A 21,272-nucleotide genomic window follows, 5' to 3' on the forward strand; every position below is an offset into this window, starting at 1 on the left:
CCATGAACGCGATCACCAAGAAAACGCCCGATTTCGCCTTCAGCACCATGTTCCCCCTGGGCCATGACGAAACGCCCTGGCGCAAGCTCGATCTCGGCGGCGTCTCCACCATCGAGGCGGCCGGCAGGACCATCCTGCAGATCGCCCCGGAAACCCTCTCCGCCCTCGCCTTCCAGGCGTTCCACGACGTCTCGCACCTGCTGCGCCCGGGCCATCTGCGCCAGCTCCGCGCGATCCTCGACGATCCCGAGGCCTCCGGGAACGACCGCTACGTGGCGATGGAATTCCTCAAGAACGCCAACATCGCCGCCGGCGGCATCCTGCCGATGTGCCAGGATACCGGCACCGCCATCGTCTTCGGCAAGAAGGGCCAGCGCGTCTGGGTCGAGGGCGACGAGGAGGAAGCCTTTTCCCACGGCGTCTACCGCACCTATACCGAGACCAACCTGCGCTACTCGCAGATGGCGCCGCTTTCGATGTATGACGAGCGGAACACCGGCACCAACCTGCCGGTCCAGTGCGACATCATGGCCGCCCCCGGCGAGGCCCATGCCGAGGAATTCGAGCTTATGTTCGTCGCCAAGGGCGGCGGCTCGGCCAACAAGAGCTTCCTGTATCAGGAAACGCGGGCGATCCTGAATCCGAAAAAACTTCTCGAATTCATTGAAACTAAAGTAAAAACACTCGGAACCGCAGCCTGCCCGCCTTACCACCTCGCCATCGTCATCGGCGGCACCTCGGCCGAGACCACGATGAAGACGGTCAAGCTCGCCTCCACCCGCTGGCTCGATTCCCTGCCGACCCAGGGCTCGCCCACCGGACACGCCTTCCGCGACCTCGAGCTTGAGCAGCAGATCCTGGAGATGACCCGCCAGCTCGGCATCGGCGCTCAGTTCGGCGGCAAATATTTCTGCCACGACGTCCGGGTGGTTCGCCTGCCCCGCCACGGCGCCTCGCTGCCCGTCGGCATCGGCGTCTCCTGCTCGGCGGACCGGCAGATCCGCGCGAAGATCACCAAGGAGGGTGTCTTCCTCGAACAGCTCGAAACCGACCCGGCGAAATACCTCCCCGAGGTGACCGACACCCATCTGGGCGGCGAGGTGGTGCAGATCGACCTCAACCGCCCGATGGCCGACATTCTCGCCGAACTCTCGAAACACCCGGTCAAGACCCGCGTCGCCCTCACCGGCCCGATCGTCGTCGCGCGCGACATCGCCCACGCCAAGCTGAAGGAACGGCTCGACCGCGGCGAAGGCCTGCCCGACTATATCAAGGACCACCCGGTCTATTACGCGGGCCCGGCGAAAACCCCGGAGGGCATGGCAACCGGCAGCTTCGGCCCCACCACCGCCGGGCGGATGGACAGCTATGTCGAACAGTTCCAGGCCGCCGGCGGCTCGCTGGTGATGCTGGCCAAGGGCAACCGCTCGCGCGCCGTGCGCGACGCCTGCAAGGCGCATGGAGGCTTCTATCTCGGCTCGATCGGCGGCCCCGCCGCCGTGCTCGCGCGCGACAACATTCGCAAGGTCGAAGTGCTGGAATACCCCGAACTCGGCATGGAAGCGGTCTGGCGCATCGAGGTCGAGAACTTCCCCGCCTTCATCGTGGTCGATGACAAGGGCAACGACTTCTTCGCCGATCTCGCCTGAGCCCGCCATGAAGTTCACCGTCGACCGGATCGACCATGTCGTACTGACCTGCTCGGATATCGACGCCACCGCCGACTGGTACGAGCGCGTCCTCGGCATGGAGCGCGAGGAATTCGGCGCAGAGCGGCGGATCGCCCTGCGCTTTGGCGCGCAGAAGCTGAACCTGCACCAGGCCGGGCGCGATGTCGGCCCGCAGGCGGCGAAACCCGCCCCCAGCGCGCTCGACATCTGCTTCGTCACCGCCCTCGGCACCGATTTCGTGGTGAACCACCTCAAGGCCCAGAAAGTCGACATCGTCGAGGGTCCGGCGCCGAAGATCGGCGCGCTCGGCGCCATGCGCTCGGTCTACTGCCGCGATCCGGACGGCAACCTGGTCGAGATTTCCAGCTACCTCGAAGAATGAATCTCACCGATTTCGACTATCACCTGCCGCCCGAGTGCATCGCGGCCGAACCGGCGCGACCGCGCCATGCCGCGCGGCTGCTGCATGTCCACGGCGACGGGCTCGATGACCGCACCATCCTCGACCTGCCCGCCCTGCTTGCCCCCGGCGACCTGCTGGTGGCGAACGACACCCGCGTCATCCCCGCCCAGCTCACCGGGCGGCGCGGCGATGCGCGGATCGGCATCACCCTCGACCGCCCGCTGGCCGACGGCGCATGGCGCGTCCTGCTGCGCAACGCCCGCCGCGCCCGCCCTGGCGAGACCATCACGATCGACGGCGCTGACGGCATCACCGCCGAGGTGATCGCCCGCGCGCCCGATGGCTCGGCGACCCTGCGCTTCGACTGCGACGCAGAAACCTTCCGCACCATGCTCGACCGCGCGGCGAGCCTCGCTTTGCCGCCCTACATCCCCCGCCCCACTGGCATCTCCGAGCAGGACCGGCAGGACTACCAGACCATGTTCGCTGCCGAAGAGGGCGCCGTCGCCGCCCCCACCGCCGGGCTGCATTTCACCGAAACCGTCCTCGCCGCCCTCGCCGCGCGCGGCATCGGCCTCGCCACGGTCACGCTGCATGTCGGCGCCGGTACCTTCCTGCCGGTGCGCGAGGACCAGCTCGAGCGCCACAAGCTCCACGCAGAACGCGGCCTGATCGGCCCGGAGGCCGCCGCCCTGGTCAACGCCACCCGCGCACGCGGCGGGCGCATCGTCGCCGTCGGCACCACCAGCCTGCGCGTGCTGGAAACCGCCGCCGCCGATGACGGCACGCTGGCCCCCTGGCACGGCGAGACCGAGCTCTTCATCACCCCCGGTTACCGCTTCAAGCTGGTCGACCGGCTGATGACCAATTTCCACCTGCCGAAATCGACCCTGCTGATGCTGGTCGCCGCCTTCGCCGGGCTGGAGCGCATGCGCGCCGCCTATGCCTACGCCATAGCACGGGGCTACCGGTTCTATTCCTATGGCGATGCCTCGCTGCTGGAGCGCGCATGACCGGCTTCGCCTTCTACAATCTCGGGCAGGACGGCGCCGCCCGCCGCGGCCGCCTGATCACCGCCCACGGCACCGCCGAAACTCCTGCCTTCATGGCGGTCGGCACCGCCGGCACGGTCAAGGCGATGACGGCGGACGCCGTTCGCGCCACCGGCACCGAGATCGTCCTCGGCAACACCTATCACCTGATGCTCCGTCCCGGCGCCGAGCGAGTCCGCGCCCTTGGCGGGCTGCACCGGATGATGGACTGGCCCGGCATCATCCTCACCGATTCCGGCGGCTTCCAGGTCATGTCGCTGGCCAAGCTGCGCAAGATCGACGAGGTCGGCGTCACCTTCCGCTCGCATCTCGACGGCTCGGCCCACCACCTTACCCCCGAATCCTCGACCGCGATCCAGAACGCGCTCGACGCGACCATCACCATGGCCTTCGACGAGTGTACGCCCTTTCCCGCCACGCATGAGGAGGCCGCCGCCTCGATGCGCCTGTCGATGCGCTGGGCCGAACGTTCGCGCGCGGCCTTCGAACCGCGCCCCGGCTATGGCCAGTTCGGCATCGTCCAGGGCAGCGTCTTCGCCGATCTCCGCGCCGAATCCGCCGCCGCCCTCACCGGCCTCGGCTTCGAGGGCTACGCGATCGGCGGCCTCGCGGTTGGCGAGGGCCAGCAGGCGATGTTGGACACGCTGGATGTCACCACCCCCCTGCTGCCCACCGACCGCCCGCGCTACCTGATGGGCGTCGGCACGCCGGACGACCTGCTCGGCAGCATCGCCCGCGGTGTCGACATGTTCGACTGCGTGATGCCCACCCGCGCCGGCCGCACCGGCCGCGCCTTTACCTCGCGCGGCATCCTCAACCTGCGTAATGCCCGTTTCGCCGCGGAAGACCGCCCGCTCGACCCGGCCTGCCACTGCCTCGCCTGCGCGCGCCACAGCCGCGCCTATCTGCACCATCTCTTCCGTTGCGACGAAATGCTCGGCCCGATGCTGCTGACCACCCACAATCTGAGCTATTACCAGACGGTGATGCGCGGCGCGCGCGAGGCGATCGAGGCCGGACGCTTCGCCGCCTACGCCGCCGCCACCCGCGACGCATGGAGCCAGGGCGATGACCGACACACGCTATGACGCGCTGCAACAACTCGGCCGCGAGAGCCGCATGCCGGCTTCGCCCGAGGCCGCCGTGCTCGAACGCGTCGCCGCCCCGTCGCAGGGGAAGAACTACGTGGTGCGCTTCACCTGCCCCGAATTCACCTCGCTCTGCCCGATCACCGGCCAGCCCGATTTCGCCCATATCGTGATCGACTATATCCCCGAAGCGTGGATCGTGGAGAGCAAGTCGCTCAAGCTCTATCTCGGCAGCTTTCGCAATCACGGCGCCTTTCACGAGGCCTGCACGCTGATGATCGCCGAGCGCCTGGTCGACCTGCTCGCCCCGCGCTGGCTGCGCATCGGCGCCTACTGGTATCCGCGTGGCGGCATCCCGATCGACGTGTTCTGGCAGACCGGCGCCCCGCCCGAGGGCGCCTTCCTGCCCGACCAGGGCGTGCCGCCCTATCGCGGCCGTGGCTGAGACGGATCTCCGCACCGCCATCGCCGCACGCGCCGCCGCTCTCGGCTTCGATGCGATCGGCATCGCCCGCGCCCGCCTGCCCGAGAGCGTCCGCGACAATCTCCGCGCCCATCTCGCCGCCGGCCATAACGGCACAATGGGCTGGATGGAAGATCGCGCGACCCAGCGCGGCGACCCGGCGTCACTCTGGCCGGAGGCGGTCAGCGTCATCTCCCTCGGCCTGTCCTATGCGCCTGACGGCGACCCGCTGGCGACACTCTCCCGCCCCGATCGCGGCAACATCTCGGTCTATGCCCGCAACCGCGACTATCACGACATCATCAAGGGCAGGCTGAAGCACCTCGCCCAGTTCATCGCCGCACGCGGCGCGGGGGTGAAGGTGTTTGTCGACACCGCGCCGGTGATGGAAAAGCCGCTCGCCGCCGCCGCCGGGCTTGGCTGGCAGGGCAAGCACACCAACCTCGTCTCCCGCCGCCACGGCTCGTGGCTCCTGCTTGGCGAGATCATGACGACACTCGCCCTCCCCCCCGATCCGCCGCACGCCGACCGCTGCGGCACCTGCACCGCCTGCCAGACCGCCTGCCCGACCGATGCCTTCCCCGCCCCTTACCGGCTCGACGCCAGGCGCTGCATTTCCTACCTCACGATCGAGCACAAGGGCCCGATCCCGGAAGAGTTTCGCGCCGCCATCGGCAACCGCATCTATGGCTGCGACGACTGCCTCGCCGCCTGCCCCTGGAACAAGTTCGCGGCCGCCGGACGCGAGCAGAAACTCGCTGCGCGCGACGATCTCCGCGCGCCCCGCCTCGCCGATCTCGCCGCCCTCGACGATGCTGCTTTCCGCGCCCTCTTCGCCGGCAGCCCGATCAAACGCATCGGCCGCGCCCGCCTCGCCCGCAATGTCGCCATCGCCATCGGCAATGCGGCCGATCCGGCACTTGCCCCCGCCACCGCACGCCTCGCCGCCGATGACGATCCCGTTGTCGCGGAAGCAGGACGCTGGGCGCAACGCCGCCTTGAAATCGGGCTGGCTCCCGCGCGCAAACCCGGCTAGCCTTCATTCATGCGATCGTGACCGGCTAACGGTCATGAAAAGCAACTGGCCGAAAACGGGCAGTTACATAATGGGAGCATTCGATGTCTGACTCTTTCAAGCCAAAACGGCCCGCCTGGGTCGATGAATTCAAGACCTTCCTGATGCGCGGCAATGTGGTCGATCTGGCCGTTGCCGTTGTCGTCGGCGCTGCGTTCTCCAATATCGTCAAGAGTTTCGTTGCCGATATCGTCAATCCGGTCATCGGCCTGCTCACCGGCGGGGTCGATTTCTCCAACCATTTCGTCACGCTGAAAGGCACGGTCGAACCCACCCTCGCCGCGGCAAAGAAGGCCGGCGCGGTCACGCTGAACTACGGCGCCTTCGTTAACACGCTGTTCAACTTCGTGATCATCGGCTTCGCGATCTTCTGGATGGTCCGACTGATCAGCAAGCTGCACAAGGCACCGGAACCAGCCCCGGCAGCACCGCCCGCACCGACACCGACCGAGCAGCTTCTCACCGAAATCCGCGACCTGATGAAAGATCGCAGCGCGAGCTGAGTACGGGCGCGATCCCAGTCGGTTCATCTCGGCAAGCTCGTCGCCACCGACCCGCCGCGGCGCGCCCGGTGGCGGCTTGTCCAGCAACCGTGTGGAAAACGCTCGATCGGGCCCCTGACAATGCGGGGAAAGCGGACCGGGCAAAAAATATCGCATCCGGCGCGTAACCATCCTGAAGCGGGCAACGTAAGGTATAGGCCGGCTGATTGGCCGGACGGCGTCGCGACGCCGGACTGACGCCCCGCACAGGAGAGCCACGCCGATGAGTTCGACCGGACCCAGACAGGAAGCCGCCGAGGATGGCGTCGCGAACCGCCTGCTTGAGACACTCTCGACGGTTCGCTGGAACCGGTTTCACACGGTAGCGGTGCTGCTGTTCGGCCTTGGCTGGGCGCTGGATGCGTTCGAGGTGACGCTGATCGGCAATGTGCTGGGGGCGTTGCGGCAGCATTTCGGGCTCGGCAGCAACGCGATGTCGGTCATTCTCGCGGCGTGGTTCGTGGGGCTGATGATCGGGGCGGCAGGGTTCGGCGCGCTGTCCGACCGGTTCGGCCGGCGGCGTGTGTTTCTGGCCAGCCTCGTTCTGTATGGCGTGGCGACGCTTGCCACCGCCTTCGCGCCCAATCTCGCCACCCTGCTGGTGCTGCGGCTGCTTGGCGGGATCGGCGTGGGAGCCGAATACTCGGCGATCAACGCGGCGATCGCCGAGCTGGTGCCAAGCCGCTCGCGCGGGCGGGCGGCGGCGATCGTGCTGAATTTCTGGCCGCTGGGCAGTTTCATCGCCGCCTTGCTGGCCTGGCTGGTGCTGTCGTCCCTGCCGCCGGATCTGGGCTGGCGGGTGGTGTTTGGCCTCGGCGGCGTGGTCGCCCTGTCGGCGGCGTGGTTCCGCCGGCATCTGCCCGAAAGCCCGCGCTGGCTGATCGATGCCAACAGGGCGGAGGATGCGCGCGCCATCGTCGCCGGGATCGAGGCGGGGCTGACGACGCTGCCGCCAGCGTCCGCGGTGCCGGTGGCGCACCGGATCCGCCGCGAGGCGGGGCAGTTCGGGCGGCTCGTGCGGCAATATCCGGGACGCCTCCTGCTCGGCGCCGCGCTCGATTTCGCCGAGGCCGCGGGATATTACGGGCTGTTCGCCTTCCTGCCGATCGTGGTGCTGCCGGCGCTGCATCTGCCGGCGGACCGGCTGCCGCTGTTCTACCTCGCCGGCAGCGTCGGCGCCGCCGTGGGCGGGCTCGCCGCGGCGTCGCTGCTCGACCGGATCGGGCGGAGCTGGACGGTGGGCGGATTCTACCTTGCCACCGCACTCGGCCTCATGCTGTTCGCCCTGGTGACCGGGCTCGGTGCCGGGCCGATCATGCTCGGCTTCGCGCTGGTGAACCTGCTGGCGACGGGAAGCTGGATCGCCGCCTATCCGACCTTCTCGGAACTGTTCCCGACCGCGCTGCGGGCGACGGGGATCGGCGCCTCGGTTGCGGTGGGACGGGTGGGGGCGGCGCTCTCGCCCTTCCTGGTCGGCTATGTCGGCTCGCGCTCGATGCCGGCGGCACTCATCATGCTCGCCGGGTTCTGGGCGCTGGGGGCGGTGGCCATCCTGATCTGGCGGCTGCGCGGGGGGATCGAGGCGCGAGGGCTCGCCCTTGAGCAGCTCAGCGCCGCACCCGCGCGCGGCGTATAGGGCGCGGCCGATGCTTGACATGGCGGGAAGCACGAAGGTGGTTGTGCCAGAGGTTGTAGCAGAGAGCATACCGGTGATCAGGGCGGATGGGCCGGTGCTGGTGTTTGGCGGCTGTTACAGCAACCTGCAGGCGACGCGGGCGCTGCTGGAGGCAGCAAAGGCGCACGAGATTCCGCCGGAGCGGATGATCTGCACCGGTGACGTCGTGGCCTATGGCGCCGATCCGCAAGCCTGCGCCGCGCTGATCCGCGACCATGGGATCGCGACGGTGATGGGCAATTGCGAGGAGCAGCTCGGCGCGGGGGCTGCCGATTGCGGCTGCGGCTTTACCGAGGGCTCGTCCTGCGACCGGCTCGCCGCCGCCTGGTTCGCCTATGCCGATGCGCGGATCGACGACGCGACGCGGCGCTGGATGGCCGCCCTGCCCCGGCGGATCGACCTCATGATCGGCGGGCGGCGTCTGGCGGTGGTGCATGGCGCGCCGAGCCGGATCAACCGCTTCCTCTTCGCCTCCGACCTCGATCCCGTGCTGGAAGGGGAAATCGGCATCACCGGCTGCGACGGGGTGATCGCCGGGCATTGCGGCATCGGCTTCACCCGCCAGATCGGCGATCTGGTCTGGCATAATGCCGGGGCGATCGGCATGCCGGCGAATGACGGCACGCCGCGCTGCTGGTATTCGATCGTCACCCCCGCCGACGCCGGGCTGGAGATCGTGCTGCATCCGCTCGACTACGATCATCGCGCGGCGGCGGCGGCGATGCGCTGTGCCGGGCTGCCGGAGGAGTACGCCAGTACGCTGGAGAGCGGGATCTGGCCTAATCTCGACATCCTGCCGCATGCCGAGCGGGCGGCGACGGCGACGCGGCTGGAATGCGCGCCGGCCGCGGATGCCACGGTCGCGCTGGACGCGCTGGAGACGCTCTGGTTCAACACCGGCACGCTCTGCAACCTCGCCTGCGAGGGTTGCTATATCGAAAGCTCGCCGCGCAACGACCGCCTCGCCTGGCTGCGGCTCGACGGGTTCCGCCGGGTGCTGGACGAGGCGGCAGACCGCCATCCGGAGCTGCGCGAGATCGGCTTGACCGGCGGCGAGCCGTTCATGAACCCGGATATCGAGGCGCTGATCGGCATGGCACTCGACCGGGGCTATCGGGTGCTGGTGCTGACCAACGCGATGACGCCGATGCGCCACCACATGGCGACAATCGCGGGGTGGCGGGGGCGGGATTTGCACATGCGCGTCTCGCTCGACCATCATACCGAGGCCGGCCACGCGGCGCTGCGCGGCGAACGCGCCTGGGGGCCGGCGCTGGAGGGGATCGGCGCGCTGTTCGCGTCCGGCTTCCAGCCCTCGATCGCGGCACGGTTCGACCCGACGGTAGAGGACGAGGCGGCGACGCGGGCGGGGTTCGCCCGGCTGTTTGCGGCGCGCGGCTGGGAGATCGACGCGTTCGACCCCGACCATCTCGTGCTGTTCCCGGAGATGGACGTGCCGGCGGCGGCGGCGGGCGTGAGCGCTTCCGCCTGGGCGGCGCTGCGGCCGCGCGGGGTGGATGCGATGTGCCGCACCTCGCGCATGGTGGTGCAGCGCAAGGGGGCGGAGACGCTCTCCATCGTCGCCTGCACGCTGCTGCCCTATGAGGAACGTTTCGATCTCGGCGCCACGCTGGAGGACGCATCCCGGGCGGTCACGCTCGATCATCCGCATTGCGCGCGGTTCTGCGTGTTCGGCGCATCCTCCTGCATGAGTGCGAGGTAAGACAGACATGAGCACGACGACGATCGGCCGCGCGGGGCGGCGGGGCACTGCGCGGGCGCTCGGCTTCGCGGCACTGGCGCTGGCGCTGGTCGCCCTGGTGGTAGCGTTGCAGCGCCAGGGACTTGGCATCGCGCGGCTGGAGGGCGATCTCGCGGGGCTGCGCGCTTCGGTGGCGGCGCATCCGCTCGCCGGGTTCCTCTCCTATTTCGGACTTTATGTCGCGGCAACTTCGCTCTCTGTGCCGGGGGCGGCGGTGCTGACACTCGGCGCCGGCGCGCTGTTCGGCGTGGTCGAGGGCGCGGTGCTGGTCTCCTTCGCCTCGTCGATCGGCGCGAGCCTCGCCTTTCTCGCCGCCCGCTTCCTGCTGCGGGATTTCGCCCTCGCCCGCTTCCCCGCTCTGTTCGAGCGGATCGAGCGCGGCATCGCCCGCGACGGGACGTTCTATCTCGTCTCGCTCAGGCTGGCGCCGGTGGTGCCGTTCTTCGCGGTCAACCTGCTGGCAGGGCTGACCAGAATGCGGCTGCGCAGCTTCTACCTCGCGAGCCAGATCGGCATGCTGCCGGCGACGCTGATCTATGTGAATGCCGGCGCCTCGCTCGCCACGCTCGGCGGGCATGGCCCGATCCTGACGCCACGCCTTGTCATCGGCCTGCTGCTGCTCGCCGCCCTGCCGCCCGTGGCACCGCGCCTGCGCGACGCGCTCGCCGCCCGCAGGCTCTATGCGCGGTTTTCCCGGCCGAAGCGGTTCGACCGCAACCTCGTCGTCATCGGCGCAGGGGCCGGCGGACTCGTTGCCGCCTATGTCGCCAGCGCGGTGAAGGCGAAGGTAACGCTGGTCGAGGCCGGCGAGATGGGCGGGGACTGCCTCAATTCGGGCTGCGTGCCGTCCAAGGCGTTGCTCCACGCCGCGCGCGAGGGCAAGGATTTTCGCGCCGCCATCGCCGATGTCCGCGCCGCGATCGCGGGGATCGCACCGCATGATTCGGTCGCCCGCTACGAGAGCCTCGGCGTCGAGGTCAGGCGGGGACGGGCGGTGATCGAAACGCCCTGGCGCGTCGCGGTCGACGGAGTGCCGATCACCACGCGGGCCATCGTGATTGCGGCCGGAGCAGAACCCTTCGTGCCGCCCATTCCCGGCCTTGCCGAGGCGCCCTATGCCACCTCGGAAACCCTGTGGGACATCGAGGCCCTGCCGCGGCGACTCGTCATTCTCGGCGGCGGGCCGATCGGCTGCGAGATGGCGCAGGCCTTTGCCCACCTCGGCAGCGCGGTGACGCTGGTCGAGATGGCGGACCGGCTGCTGGTGCGCGAGGATGACGAAGTGTCGGCGGCGATGGTGGCGGCGCTGGCGCGCGATGGCGTCGCGATCCACACCGGCCACAAGGCCGAGGCGGTGACGCGCACGGAGGCGGGCTTCGCGCTCGTCGCGACCAGCGGGGCGCAGACCGTCGAATTGCCGTTCGACCGGCTGCTGGTTGCCATCGGCCGCCGCCCGCGGGTGAGCGGCTACGGGCTGGAGGCGCTCGGCATTCCACTCACCCCGACGAAGACGATCGAGACCGATGACGGGCTGCGCACGCTCTATCCCAACATCTTCGCCTGCGGCGACGTCGCCGGGCCCTACCAGTTCACCCATATGGCCGGGTATCAGGGCGGATATGCCGCGCTGGGCGCGCTGTTCGCCCCGTTCTGGCGGTTTCGTCCGCGCTACAAGGCGGTGCCGGCGGTGACCTATACCAGCCCGGAGATCGCCCGCGTCGGGCTGAACGCGCGCGAGGCGGCGGCGCGCGGCATCGAAGCCGAGATCACCCGCTACGATTTCGCCGAGCTCGACCGCGCCATCGCCGAGGGCGATACCGAAGGCTTCGTCACCGTGCTGACAAGGAAAGGCAGCGACCGCATCCTCGGCGCCACCATCGTCGGCACCCAGGCCGGCGAACTGCTGACGAGCTTCACCCTCGCGATGCAGCACGGGCTCGGGCTGAAGCAACTGATGGGCACGATCTTCCCCTATCCGACCCGCTCGGAGGCGGTCCGCGCCGTCGCCGGGCAGTGGCGGCAGGCACATGCCTCGGCGCGCGGGCTTGCGATCCTCGAGCGGTTCCACCAATGGCGGCGCGGCTGACCGTCGTCATCCCGGCGCTCGACGAGGCGGACAATCTTGCCCGCCTGCTGCCGCAACTGCTGGGCGCACCGCGCCTCGTGGAGCAGGTGATCGTCAGCGACGGGGGCAGTCGCGACGGCTCGGCGGCGCTGGCGCGACGGCTCGGCGCGCTTGTGATCGAGGGGGCGGCGGGGCGCGGCGCGCAGCTTGGCCGTGGTGTGGCCGCCGCCGGGCCGGGCTGGCTCTGGCTGCTCCACGCCGACACCGCGCTGCAACCTGACTGGGCGGCGGCGCTGTCCTCATGCCTTGCCACCGCCGATCCGGCGAAGGCCCATTATGGCAGGCTGCGCTTCGCCTCGCCGCGGTGGCAGGCGCGGTGCGCCGAGGCGTTGATCCGCCTCCGCTGCGCGCTGTTCGCCCTGCCCTATGGCGACCAGTCGCTGCTGGTGCTGGGCGCGTTGCTGGCGGCGGCGGGCGGTGTGCCGGAGCTGCGGCTGATGGAGGATGTCGCACTCGCGCGGCGGCTGGGCCGGCGGCGGCTCGCGGCGATGAAACTCGTCGTCATCACCGATGCCGCCGCCTATGAGCGTGATGGCTGGTTGCGGCGCAGCGCGGGCAATCTCTGGCGCCTCGCCCGCTTCCTCGCCGGCGGCGATGCCGGACGACTGGCGGGGGGCTACCAGCGGTAGGGCGCGCGGGGCGGATCAGTCCTTGCCGGATTCGTCCTTCTTGTGGGCCATCAGCGCCATCAGCCTGCGGTCGCGCCAGGCCGAGCGCGCGCCGAGTTCGGACTCCGGCAGGATAGCGCGGCGCTGGCGCTCGACCTCGCTAATCAGCCCGTCGGTCCAGCCCAGCGTCACACCGCGGGCGCTGGCGATGGTGTCGTACATGCCGCGGAAGCGGCGGGCGTAATCGGCCACGCCGCCGGGGGCGTTGAGGTCGATCGTCTCGAACGGGCCCATGAAGCTCCAGCGCAGGCCAAGGCCGGCGGAGACCGTACGGTCGAGATCGGCGACGGAAATGATGCCCTCGTCCACCAGGCGGAAGGCCTCGGCGAGCAGCAGGCCCTGCAGGCGGTTGAGGGCGAAGCCCTCGATCTCGCGGGTCAGCTCCACCGGCTCCTGGCCGACCTGTTCCATCAGCGCGCGAACCCGCTTCACGACATCCGGCCCGGTCCAGGGCGCCGGCACCAGCTCGACCACGGGGATGAGATAAGGCGGGTTGACCGGATGGGCGATCAGGCAGCGCGCGCGGCAGGCGACATGATCGGTGAAGGCGGAGGCGGGAATGCCGGAGGAGGAGCTGCCGACCAGCGTATCCGGGCCCAGCACCGCATCGAGCGCCGAGAAGATCAGCCGCTTCTGCTCGACCGTCTCGAACACGCTTTCCTGCACATAGACGGCGCCGGCAACCGCCTCCTCCAGCGTGGCGGCGAGGCTGACGCGGGGGAGGATGGCGGCGGCACTCTCGACCAGGCCTGCTTCCTCGAGATCGCGCAGGCGCGCCTCGATCAGGCTGGCGGCGCGGGCGGTGCCGCCCTCCGCCGCATCGAATACCGCGACATCGTGCCCGGCGCGGGCGAACACGATGGCCCAGGCCGAGCCGACAAGCCCGGCGCCGACGACAGCAATCTTCATGCAACTCTCCATCATGCCTTAGAGCGTCATCCGATCGGATGGAGTCATCTGATCGGCTAAAGATACTCGGTTTATCAATATGCTAGGGTTTGTACCGGGAATGGCGGGCGGCGCGGCTCAGAAGCCGACGCGGTCCGCCCCCTTGAGCGACAGGATCTCCCGCGCCTCGTCCGGTGTGGCGATGCCAAGGCCGAGGCCCTCGATGATCTGGCGGACCTTGCGGACCTGCTGGGCGTTGGACTCGGCAAGGCGGCCAGCGCCGATCCAGAGCGAATCCTCAAGCCCGACGCGGACATTGCCCCCCATCGCCGCGGCCTGGGCGGCGATCGGCAGTTGGTTGCGGCCGGCGCCGAGGACGGACCAGCGATACTGGTCGCCGAACAGCCGGTCGGCGGTGCGCTTCATGTGCATCACGTCTTCCGGATGCGGGCCGATGCCGCCGAGAATGCCGAAGACGGTCTGGATGAAGAGCGGCGGCTTCACCAGGCCGCGGCCGAGGAAATGGGCGAGATTGTAGAGATGGCTGGTGTCGTAGCACTCGAACTCGAAGCGTGTGCCGGACTCGCCCAGCGTGCGCAGGACGTATTCGATGTCGCGAAAGGTGTTGCGAAAAACGAGGTCACGCGAGTTTTCCAGCATCTCGGCTTCCCACGGATGGCGGAACTCCTTGAAGCGGTCGAGCATCGGGAACAGGCCGAAATTCATCGAGCCCATGTTCAGCGAGGCGACCTCGGGGCGGAAGCTGGCTGCGGGGCGAACCCGTTCCTCGACCGTCATGTAGGGCGCGCCGCCGGTGGTCAGGTTGATGACGGCGCCGGTGCGCTGCTTCACCCGCGGCAGGAAGCGGGCGAAAGCCTCGGGCGACTGGTCCGGCCTTCCATCCTGCGGATCGCGGGCGTGGAGGTGGAGGATGGCGGCACCAGCCTCGGCGGCGGCGACGGCGGAATCGGCGATCTCCTCCGGGGTGACCGGCAGATGCGGCGACATGCTCGGCGTGTGGATCGCGCCGGTAACGGCACAGGTGATGATGACCTTGCGTGGTGATCCGCGCGACTCGCTCATGATGTTTCCCCCGGTTTCGGCGCCCCCCGTTCCGGGGCCGTTTCATGGCGGCAAACAGGACATGTGCGCGGCTTTTTGGCAAGCGCGGCGGCGGCAGGGCTGCCACGGCGAGGCCGAAGCAGAGACCTCGGACATAATATCAATATTTTGTTAATTTATAATCATCAATCGATACAAGAACTTGCTTCGGCATTCAATTGAAATGGGCTAGTTATATTTCGTTGATCGGACGTTCGTATTGACGTTTCGGCAAGGAAGAGACGGCTATGAAATTAAAGACTACGGTTTTGACTTCCGCTTTATTGATATCGATCTGTTCTCCCGCGGCGCAAGCGACGCTCGAGACCTATAACCTGCAATCTCCCGCGTTCGGCGGCACCAATGCCTATTCTGCCGGGCTGGCGCAGCAGACCTATTCGAGCAAGGAATCCAAGATCCAGGCGCAGATCTCGGCGTTGAAGGCGGCACAATCGGCGGCGGCGCAGGCAGCCGCCAGCAGCCCCTCCGCCCAATTCACCAACTCCATCCTGTCGCAGTTGAACGGGCTGGTGGCCTACAACATCGCCTCGAAGATCGCGAACGCCACGCCCGGCAGCACCGGAGCGTTCCAGTCGGGCAACAATACAGTGTCGTATGTGAATTCGGGCGGGGTGACGACAGTCACGATCACCTCGCCGAATGGCACGACCACCCTCGCACTTCCCTCGAATTGAAGGTTTACGCCATGCCCGGACCTGCCATCCGCAAGGCGGCTGTCGCCGTGGCCTCGCTGGTGTTTCTCGCGGGATGCGCGGTGCCGCCGCCGCCCTCGGCCAAGGTCAATCTGAACCTCACCCGCCCGATCGCGATCGCGGCCGGCAAGACGCCCGCCGCACCGGTCTATGTCGGCGTGTATAGTTGCACTGACACGACCGGACAGCACGCGCCGACCGGGGCGATCGAGGAACTCAGCACCGCGGTGCCGCAGGATTGCACGCCCTATCTGATCAGCGCGCTGGAGGCGATGCCGCACGGTTATTACGACGTGCTGGAACGCGAGCATCTGAGCAACCTGCTGACGGAGCGTCAGCTTGCGGGGCTGATGCTGACCGACCGTGCGGCGCAGCTCAAGGCGGCACACAAGAAGGCGGCGCTGCCGCAGGTGCCGCCGCTCTCGATCGCCGAGATCGAGATGGTTGGTCAGGTCGTCGCGTATGACCGGCAGGTGACGCAGGCCTCGGCGGGGCTCGCCATTGGCGGGATCGGCGGGCAGGCGAAATATGTGACCGACCTGATTACTTTCAGCCTGCGCGCCGTCTCGGTCACGACCGGGCGTGTGCTCAAGCAGGTGACTGTTACCAAATCTGTGACATCGCTGGAGGCCGGCGGAACGTTGGACGCGGCCTACTCGACCACTCTTCTGAACGCCGAAGCCGGCGGCTCGACCAACGAGCCGGTGGGACTGGCGCTTGCACTGGCGGCCCGCAAGGCCGTGGCGGTGCTGAGCCGGGACGGCGTTCAGCAGGGCTGGTGGCACTTCAAGGGAAAGCCGAAACCGGTTTCCTGACGCGCCCCCAGTATTTTTAATGACTAACGAACTCCGGAGCAAAAAATGTCTCGCATGAAACTCTCGCTGATGGCCGGCGTGGCGATGCTGATCGCCGCCCCCGCCGCGTTCGCTACATCGCCGAACATCCTGAACCTGAACTCGGCCACCGGCAGCGTGGGCGGCACCGTAACGGCGGGCACGATCACCAGCCTGAAGACGACGCAGGATGCAACGGCCGGCGGCAACCAGATCGGCTCCACAAACACGCCGTTCTATGTCGAGGGCGCGTGGAACACGCTCAACATTTCGCAGAGCGGCGCTGGCAACACGCTGAACGGCGCTATCAACACCAACACCGCCGCTGGCTCGACCGCGAGCGTTACCGCCACCTATTCGGGCGGTAGCAACGTGCAGACCCTGAATATCGGCCAGAACTCGGCGCCGAACTCGGTTGCCTCGACCATCAGCGTCACCAATAACGGCGCCGGCACCAACACGCTGACCAGCAACCTCGACACCACGGGCGCGCTGACCTTCAACCCGACCGTCACCGGCACCTCGAACACCCTCACCGACACGGTGGCGGGCGGCACGGCCGCGGCGAGCCTGACGAGCAACGTGACCGGCGACAGCAACAACCTCACCAACAAGGTTGGCACCGTTGCCGGCTTCACTGGGAGCAATACGCTGGCGACCACCGTTTATGGCGGGTCGAACACGATCTCCAACACGATCGACGGCAACACCTCGGCGTCGACCTACACGACCAATGTCGGAACCGCGGCGACGGCAGCCTCCGGTAACACCCTGACCCTCGCCTCGACCACGCCGGGTGCTGCCACCTACAACATGACGGTCGACACCACGGGCAACACTGTGGGCACGACGATGAACCCGGCTTCGGGCAACTCGTCCGTGACCGCGACCGTTGGCACCGGCAGCCTGGTGAATGCGACCATCGCGACCGCGGCGCCGGGTGGCTCGATCAACATGTCTCTGACTAATGTGACAGGTGCAACGGCCACTCCGGTTAATGTGACACAGACCTCCGCGGCCACGGGTGCAACCCTGAACCTGACGGTTAACGCCGTTGCCGGGACCACAACCGGCACGGCTGGCATCAGCGTCACACAGGCGCAGGCCGGTTCGAGCGTGAACATTAACTCCGCCCCGTCCACCAACGGCTACACGATCAGCGTCAGCCAGTAATCCGGCGGGGCTAGTTTCCCCGGGTCCGTCAGCGCGCCGGCAGAATTCGGTGTGGCGCTGGCGGGCTGGTCATGCAGGTGGCGCAGCCGCGCCACCTGTTTTTTTATGCGTGGGCAGAGCGGGTGTGCGGCGCGTCAGCCGGTTCGGGCGATGGCGGGACCGCGGAGCTGGCGCAACAACTCGGCCTCCGGCACCGGGCGGGAGAAGAAATAGCCCTGCGCCCAGTCACACCCGAGGCTCGTCACGTAATCGAGCTGGACGGCGGTTTCGACACCCTCGGCGGTGACCGGCAGGTTGAGCGCCGCGGTCATGCCCATGATTGCCTCGAATATGGGTTGGCGGTCGCCCGGGGCGCGGATGCGGGAGAGGAAGGATTTATCGATCTTGACGACGTCGACCTTGAACGTGTCGAGATAGGACAGCGAGGAATAGCCGGTGCCGAAATCGTCGAGCACCAGCATCACGCCGCGTTCGCGCAGATTTTGCAGCAGGCGGGCGCTGGCGGCGTTCTGCGAGAGCAGCACCGATTCGGTAATTTCGAGCTTGAGACGGTTGGCGGGCAAGCCGGTCGCTTCAAGGGCCTCGGTGACGGTGGTGCGGATGTCGCCGATCTCGAACTGGCGGGGCGAGACATTGACGGAGATCTTGACGTCGCCCGGCCAGGCGCTGGCGGCGGCGCAGGCGCGGTGCAGCACCCAGGCGCCGAGGGCTGCGATCTGTCCGCTTTCCTCGGCGAGCGGGATGAATTCGGCGGGCTGGATGAGGCCGCGGACCGGATGGTGCCAGCGGACCAGCGCCTCGACGCCGACGATGCGGCGGGTCGCGAGATGGACGATGGGCTGGAAATCGAGCCTGAACTCGCCGCGGCCGAGCGCGCCGGCCAGCTCGGCGCGCAGGCGGCGGCTGGCCTCGTCGGCCTGCAGCATGTCGGGGTGGAAGAGGCGGTAGGTGCCGCGGGCGCGGGACTTGGCGACATAGAGCGCACGATCGGCCTGACGGTAGAGGGCATCGGCGTCGGTCTGCCCGGGAAGAGCGACGGCGACGCCGATCGAGGCGCCGGCGGGCAGGGAGATGCCATCGACCTCGAAAGGCTGGCGAAGCGCAGCGAGAATACGGTCGGCCAGCGCCAGCGCGTCGGGCGGTGCGGATACGCCGGTCTGCATGATGACGAATTCATCGCCGCCGCAGCGGGCCAGCAGATCGTGCGAGCGCAGGCAGAGGCGCAGCCGGGTAACAAGCTGGCGCAGCACGGCATCGCCGGTCGGATGGCCGTGCTGGTCGTTGATTTCCTTGAAATAGTCGAGATCGAGGCAGAGCAGCGCGGTGAGGTTGCCGGGCGCCTGGTGCTGGAGCTGATCGGCAAGGCGCGCGAACAGGGTGGCACGGTTGGCGGCACCGGTCATGTAGTCGAAACTGGCGGCGTAGCGGAGTTGCTGCTGGACGAGGCGCTTTTCCGAGACGTCGCGCAGGAAGAGCGAGATGTCGCTGCCCTCGGCGGCAATGGTGGCTTCCAACCACCGGTCGGTCGGCGGCCAGAACAGCTCGAAATGGGCGCCTGCGCCGGTTTCCATCGCCCGATTCAGCGCGGCGCAAAGCTCGCGGCAATGGGCGGCGGCGAAGAGACCATCGGTGGCGATGCCCTTCGGCGGCGCATCGAGCCCGAGCAGGGGGGCAAGCCGCGCATTGGAGAAGGTGACGGCGCCTGCGGCATCGAAGACGATCACGGCATCGCCGCTGGCTTCCAGCACCCGCAGGGCCAGCGCCTCTGAGGCGTTGCGCGCGGCCTCCGCGGCCCGCCGGTCGGTAATGTCCTCGAGTGTACCATACCAGCGCAGGATCTGCCCGGCTTCGTCGCGGCGGGCGGCGGCGCGGGCGCGCACCCAGGCATAGGCGCCACCAGCGGCACGGATGCGGAACTCGACATCGACCGGATCGCCGCTGGCGAGGCTGTCCCCCCAGGCGGCAAGGGTCGGCGCGAGATCGTCCGGGTGAACGGCGGAGGTCCAGCCGAAGGGCATGGTCTCCTGGCGGGTCATGCCGGTGATGGCGAGCCATTGCGGGCCGACTTCGAGAATCCCGCCATCCCGACCGGCGGTCCAGGGGATTTGCGGGTGCAGCTCAACCATATGGCGGTAATGGTCCTCGCTTTCGCGCAGCGCCGCCTCGACCCGGCGGAAGGGGGTGACGTCCTGCGTGGTGCCGCGCAGCTGCGCGATTCGGCCATCCGCCCCGATCACCGGCTCGGCGTGGGTGAGGACGGCGTGAACGGCGCCATCGGGCAGGATTGTCCGGTATTCAAGGGTAACCGGCGTTGCAGTGTCGACCGCCTCGCGGAAGCAGGCCATTGCGTACTGGTAGTCATCGGGATGGATCATGCGGCGGAGCTGGTCGTAATCCATCTCGGCGGCTGCACCCTCGATGCCGAGCAGCCACATGGTTTCGGCCGACAGCCAGACGATGTGGCGGGTGAGATCCCACCGCCAGGCGCCGACACGGGCGAGGCGGTGGGCGCTGACAAGTTCCTCGGTGCGGCGGGCGAGCTCGGCGGCGAGGGTGGCGAGACGGTCGGTCTCGGCGCTGCCGGCGGCACCGGCGGCAAGACCGGGCAGCGCGCCAAGATCGACGGTGATGCCGGCGAGGCGGAGCGCGCGGCCGGCCTCGTCGCGCCCGACGGGATGGAAGCGGGCGAGGCACCACCCCTTGCCCGGCTTGGCCCCGGCGCGGCGGAAGATGAGATCGAGGCCAGGACTGCCGGGGGCTGTGGCGGCGGCAAGGGCGGCGTCGGCCCGGGGGCGGTCGTCCGCATCGATCAGGGCGAGAAAATCTGCGACCGGCGCGGCCGGGGGCGGCGGCTTCGCCGGGCCGGCGCCACTGCCAGGCAGCTGGCGGATGAGCCCGGCGAGCGGATCAATCTCCCAGGCGGCGACGCCGCGCACGCCGGCGAGCCCCTGGCCGGTTACCGTCGGCGGCCCGGTATGCCGGCCGCTCATGAGATCTCTCCAGCCGCGAGAGGCGGCGGTTCGGCCGGTAGATCGCGTAACAGAACCGGCATGTCGGGCGGCGCCAACGGCCGATGCAGGCCGGCATGGTAGCGGCTGAAGCCACCCCGCCCGGCATGCTTGACCGCGTAAAGCGCCCGGTCGGCGCGTTCGAGGAGAATGTCGGGATCATCGCCGTCGAACGGGCAGAGCGCGAGGCCGACAGAAGCGGTGACAGCGAGCGGTTCGGGCTGGGCGGCGAGCGGCTGGCCGATCGCAGCGACGATGCGCCCGGCAAGGTTGAGGGCGTGATCCTCCTGCGAGATGCCGCGCTGGATGACGCAGAACTCATCGCCGCCGAGGCGGGCGACGGTATCGCCGGCGCGGATCACCCCGCCGAGCCGGCGCCCGATGATGCGCAACACGCTATCGCCAACGATGTGGCCGAACCGGTCGTTGATCGGCTTGAACCCGTCGAGATCGACGAGCAGGACGGCGACAAGTTCGCCGCTGCGCTGGGCGGCGGCGAGCGCTTCGGCGAGGCGCTGGGTGAACTGGCCGCGATTGGGCAGCCCGGTCAGGCCGTCATGCGCGGCGAGGTGGCGGGCGCGGGCCTCGGCCTCGCGGAAGCGCGTCACGTCCGACAGGACGGCGATGATGAATTTGGTGGGGCCGGCTACAGTGTCGAGCTGGATCAGGCGCTTGCGGGTGATGACGATGCGCCGCTGGCCACCGGCACCAGTGACGATTTCCTCGGTCTCGTCGCTCTCGCCGGTGGCGAAGACCCGGTCGTCGATCCGCCAGTAACCCTCGAGCAGCGCAGGCGGCACCCTTCCCTCGCTACTGCGGCCGAGGATTGCTTCCCGCTCATAGCCCACGAAATCGGCCATCGCCTGGTTGATCAGCACGAGCCGGTGATCGCGGTCGATCAGGAAGACCGGATTCGGTAGCGAGTCCAACAGGGTTTGCAGGACCTCTACAGTAAGGATGATCGACGACGGATCGAACAAGGACAATCTCTGGGGCACAATTTCAGGTGGATCAAGCGACTCACCATCGCGTG

At 68.4% G+C, this 21,272-nt stretch carries 18 protein-coding genes; 14 read left to right on the forward strand and 4 right to left on the reverse strand.

Annotated features, from left to right (window positions below):
- Window positions 1-2 precede the first annotated feature (2 nt).
- The 11 genes from HUW10_RS04665 to HUW10_RS04715 all read left to right on the forward strand — a co-directional run bounded on the left by HUW10_RS04665 (window position 3) and on the right by HUW10_RS04715 (window position 12,484).
- Complete coding sequence (locus HUW10_RS04665) at window positions 3-1,649, forward strand: fumarate hydratase (RefSeq protein WP_174502439.1); 1,647 nt, start codon at window positions 3-5, stop codon at window positions 1,647-1,649.
- A 7-nt stretch (window positions 1,650-1,656) separates the two neighbouring features.
- Entirely contained in the window at window positions 1,657-2,052 is a 396-nt protein-coding gene (locus HUW10_RS04670) for a VOC family protein (RefSeq protein ID WP_174502440.1), read from the forward strand.
- Window positions 2,049-3,086: a tRNA preQ1(34) S-adenosylmethionine ribosyltransferase-isomerase QueA gene (gene queA / locus HUW10_RS04675; protein ID WP_174502441.1), complete on the forward strand. Its 1,038-nt coding sequence runs from the start codon at window positions 2,049-2,051 to the stop codon at window positions 3,084-3,086. The genes HUW10_RS04670 and queA overlap by 4 nt, the downstream gene beginning before the upstream one ends.
- Entirely contained in the window at window positions 3,083-4,213 is a 1,131-nt protein-coding gene (tgt, locus tag HUW10_RS04680; protein WP_174502442.1) for a tRNA guanosine(34) transglycosylase Tgt, read from the forward strand. Before queA ends, tgt begins: the two co-directional genes overlap by 4 nt.
- On the forward strand, window positions 4,194-4,658 hold the full coding sequence (gene queF / locus HUW10_RS04685) for a preQ(1) synthase (protein ID WP_174502443.1): 465 nt from the start codon (window positions 4,194-4,196) through the stop codon (window positions 4,656-4,658). The genes tgt and queF overlap by 20 nt, the downstream gene beginning before the upstream one ends.
- On the forward strand, window positions 4,651-5,712 hold the full coding sequence (queG, locus tag HUW10_RS04690) for a tRNA epoxyqueuosine(34) reductase QueG (RefSeq protein WP_174502444.1): 1,062 nt from the start codon (window positions 4,651-4,653) through the stop codon (window positions 5,710-5,712). Before queF ends, queG begins: the two co-directional genes overlap by 8 nt.
- An 83-nt stretch (window positions 5,713-5,795) precedes the next feature.
- Window positions 5,796-6,254 (forward strand): large-conductance mechanosensitive channel protein MscL, encoded by a 459-nt coding sequence (mscL, locus tag HUW10_RS04695; RefSeq protein WP_174502445.1) that lies wholly within the window; start codon window positions 5,796-5,798, stop codon window positions 6,252-6,254.
- Window positions 6,255-6,516: 262 nt separating this feature from the next.
- Window positions 6,517-7,929, forward strand: coding sequence for an MFS transporter (locus HUW10_RS04700; RefSeq protein ID WP_174502446.1), 1,413 nt, complete (start codon window positions 6,517-6,519; stop codon window positions 7,927-7,929).
- Window positions 7,930-8,002: 73 nt separating this feature from the next.
- A complete protein-coding gene (locus HUW10_RS04705; protein WP_236656213.1) occupies window positions 8,003-9,691 on the forward strand; it encodes a radical SAM protein in 1,689 nt (562 codons plus the stop codon).
- 7 nt (window positions 9,692-9,698) lie between these two features.
- A complete protein-coding gene (locus HUW10_RS04710; RefSeq protein WP_174502448.1) occupies window positions 9,699-11,816 on the forward strand; it encodes an FAD-dependent oxidoreductase in 2,118 nt (705 codons plus the stop codon).
- Entirely contained in the window at window positions 11,801-12,484 is a 684-nt protein-coding gene (locus HUW10_RS04715) for a glycosyltransferase (protein ID WP_174502449.1), read from the forward strand. Before HUW10_RS04710 ends, HUW10_RS04715 begins: the two co-directional genes overlap by 16 nt.
- 15 nt (window positions 12,485-12,499) lie before the next feature.
- On the opposite strand, the gene HUW10_RS04720 is transcribed toward HUW10_RS04715, so the two are convergent.
- Window positions 12,500-13,432, reverse strand: a complete 933-nt coding sequence (locus HUW10_RS04720) for a 3-hydroxyacyl-CoA dehydrogenase (protein ID WP_174502450.1) — start codon at window positions 13,430-13,432, stop codon at window positions 12,500-12,502.
- 117 nt (window positions 13,433-13,549) lie between these two features.
- Complete coding sequence (locus HUW10_RS04725) at window positions 13,550-14,494, reverse strand: 3-keto-5-aminohexanoate cleavage protein (RefSeq protein WP_174502451.1); 945 nt, start codon at window positions 14,492-14,494, stop codon at window positions 13,550-13,552.
- A gap of 302 nt (window positions 14,495-14,796) precedes the next feature.
- Here HUW10_RS04725 and HUW10_RS04730 point away from each other — a divergent pair, with 302 nt between their 5' ends.
- From HUW10_RS04730 to HUW10_RS04740, 3 genes are read left to right on the forward strand one after another with little or no spacing between them, the layout of a single operon-like run.
- The gene (locus tag HUW10_RS04730) at window positions 14,797-15,207 is read left to right on the forward strand and encodes a curli assembly protein CsgF (RefSeq protein ID WP_174502452.1); all 411 of its coding nucleotides are present in this window, start codon (window positions 14,797-14,799) and stop codon (window positions 15,205-15,207) included.
- Window positions 15,208-15,218: 11 nt separating this feature from the next.
- The gene (locus HUW10_RS04735; RefSeq protein WP_174502453.1) at window positions 15,219-16,040 is read left to right on the forward strand and encodes a CsgG/HfaB family protein; all 822 of its coding nucleotides are present in this window, start codon (window positions 15,219-15,221) and stop codon (window positions 16,038-16,040) included.
- Window positions 16,041-16,085: 45 nt separating this feature from the next.
- On the forward strand, window positions 16,086-17,231 hold the full coding sequence (locus tag HUW10_RS04740) for a hypothetical protein (protein ID WP_174502454.1): 1,146 nt from the start codon (window positions 16,086-16,088) through the stop codon (window positions 17,229-17,231).
- Between the two features lie 134 nt (window positions 17,232-17,365).
- Here HUW10_RS04740 and HUW10_RS04745 read toward each other — a convergent pair whose 3' ends face one another.
- Window positions 17,366-20,221, reverse strand: a complete 2,856-nt coding sequence (locus tag HUW10_RS04745; RefSeq protein WP_174502455.1) for a bifunctional diguanylate cyclase/phosphodiesterase — start codon at window positions 20,219-20,221, stop codon at window positions 17,366-17,368.
- Window positions 20,218-21,237 (reverse strand): GGDEF domain-containing protein, encoded by a 1,020-nt coding sequence (locus HUW10_RS04750; RefSeq protein WP_255540012.1) that lies wholly within the window; start codon window positions 21,235-21,237, stop codon window positions 20,218-20,220. The genes HUW10_RS04745 and HUW10_RS04750 overlap by 4 nt, the downstream gene beginning before the upstream one ends.
- Between the last annotated feature and the right edge of the window lie 35 nt (window positions 21,238-21,272).

This window comes from Acidiphilium sp. C61 (assembly GCF_905116885.1).
Taxonomy (GTDB): Bacteria; Pseudomonadota; Alphaproteobacteria; order Acetobacterales; family Acetobacteraceae; genus Acidiphilium.

Coding starts and splice junctions, on each gene's coding strand:
- HUW10_RS04665 (WP_174502439.1), top strand. CDS start 3: ATGAACGCGATCACCAAGAAAACGCCCGATTTCGCCTTCAGCACCATG.
- HUW10_RS04670 (WP_174502440.1), top strand. CDS start 1,657: ATGAAGTTCACCGTCGACCGGATCGACCATGTCGTACTGACCTGCTCG.
- queA (WP_174502441.1), top strand. CDS start 2,049: ATGAATCTCACCGATTTCGACTATCACCTGCCGCCCGAGTGCATCGCG.
- tgt (WP_174502442.1), top strand. CDS start 3,083: ATGACCGGCTTCGCCTTCTACAATCTCGGGCAGGACGGCGCCGCCCGC.
- queF (WP_174502443.1), top strand. CDS start 4,194: ATGACCGACACACGCTATGACGCGCTGCAACAACTCGGCCGCGAGAGC.
- mscL (WP_174502445.1), top strand. CDS start 5,796: ATGTCTGACTCTTTCAAGCCAAAACGGCCCGCCTGGGTCGATGAATTC.
- HUW10_RS04700 (WP_174502446.1), top strand. CDS start 6,517: ATGAGTTCGACCGGACCCAGACAGGAAGCCGCCGAGGATGGCGTCGCG.
- HUW10_RS04710 (WP_174502448.1), top strand. CDS start 9,699: ATGAGCACGACGACGATCGGCCGCGCGGGGCGGCGGGGCACTGCGCGG.
- HUW10_RS04715 (WP_174502449.1), top strand. CDS start 11,801: ATGGCGGCGCGGCTGACCGTCGTCATCCCGGCGCTCGACGAGGCGGAC.
- HUW10_RS04720 (WP_174502450.1), bottom strand. CDS start 13,432: ATGAAGATTGCTGTCGTCGGCGCCGGGCTTGTCGGCTCGGCCTGGGCC.
- HUW10_RS04725 (WP_174502451.1), bottom strand. CDS start 14,494: ATGAGCGAGTCGCGCGGATCACCACGCAAGGTCATCATCACCTGTGCC.
- HUW10_RS04735 (WP_174502453.1), top strand. CDS start 15,219: ATGCCCGGACCTGCCATCCGCAAGGCGGCTGTCGCCGTGGCCTCGCTG.
- HUW10_RS04740 (WP_174502454.1), top strand. CDS start 16,086: ATGTCTCGCATGAAACTCTCGCTGATGGCCGGCGTGGCGATGCTGATC.
- HUW10_RS04745 (WP_174502455.1), bottom strand. CDS start 20,221: ATGAGCGGCCGGCATACCGGGCCGCCGACGGTAACCGGCCAGGGGCTC.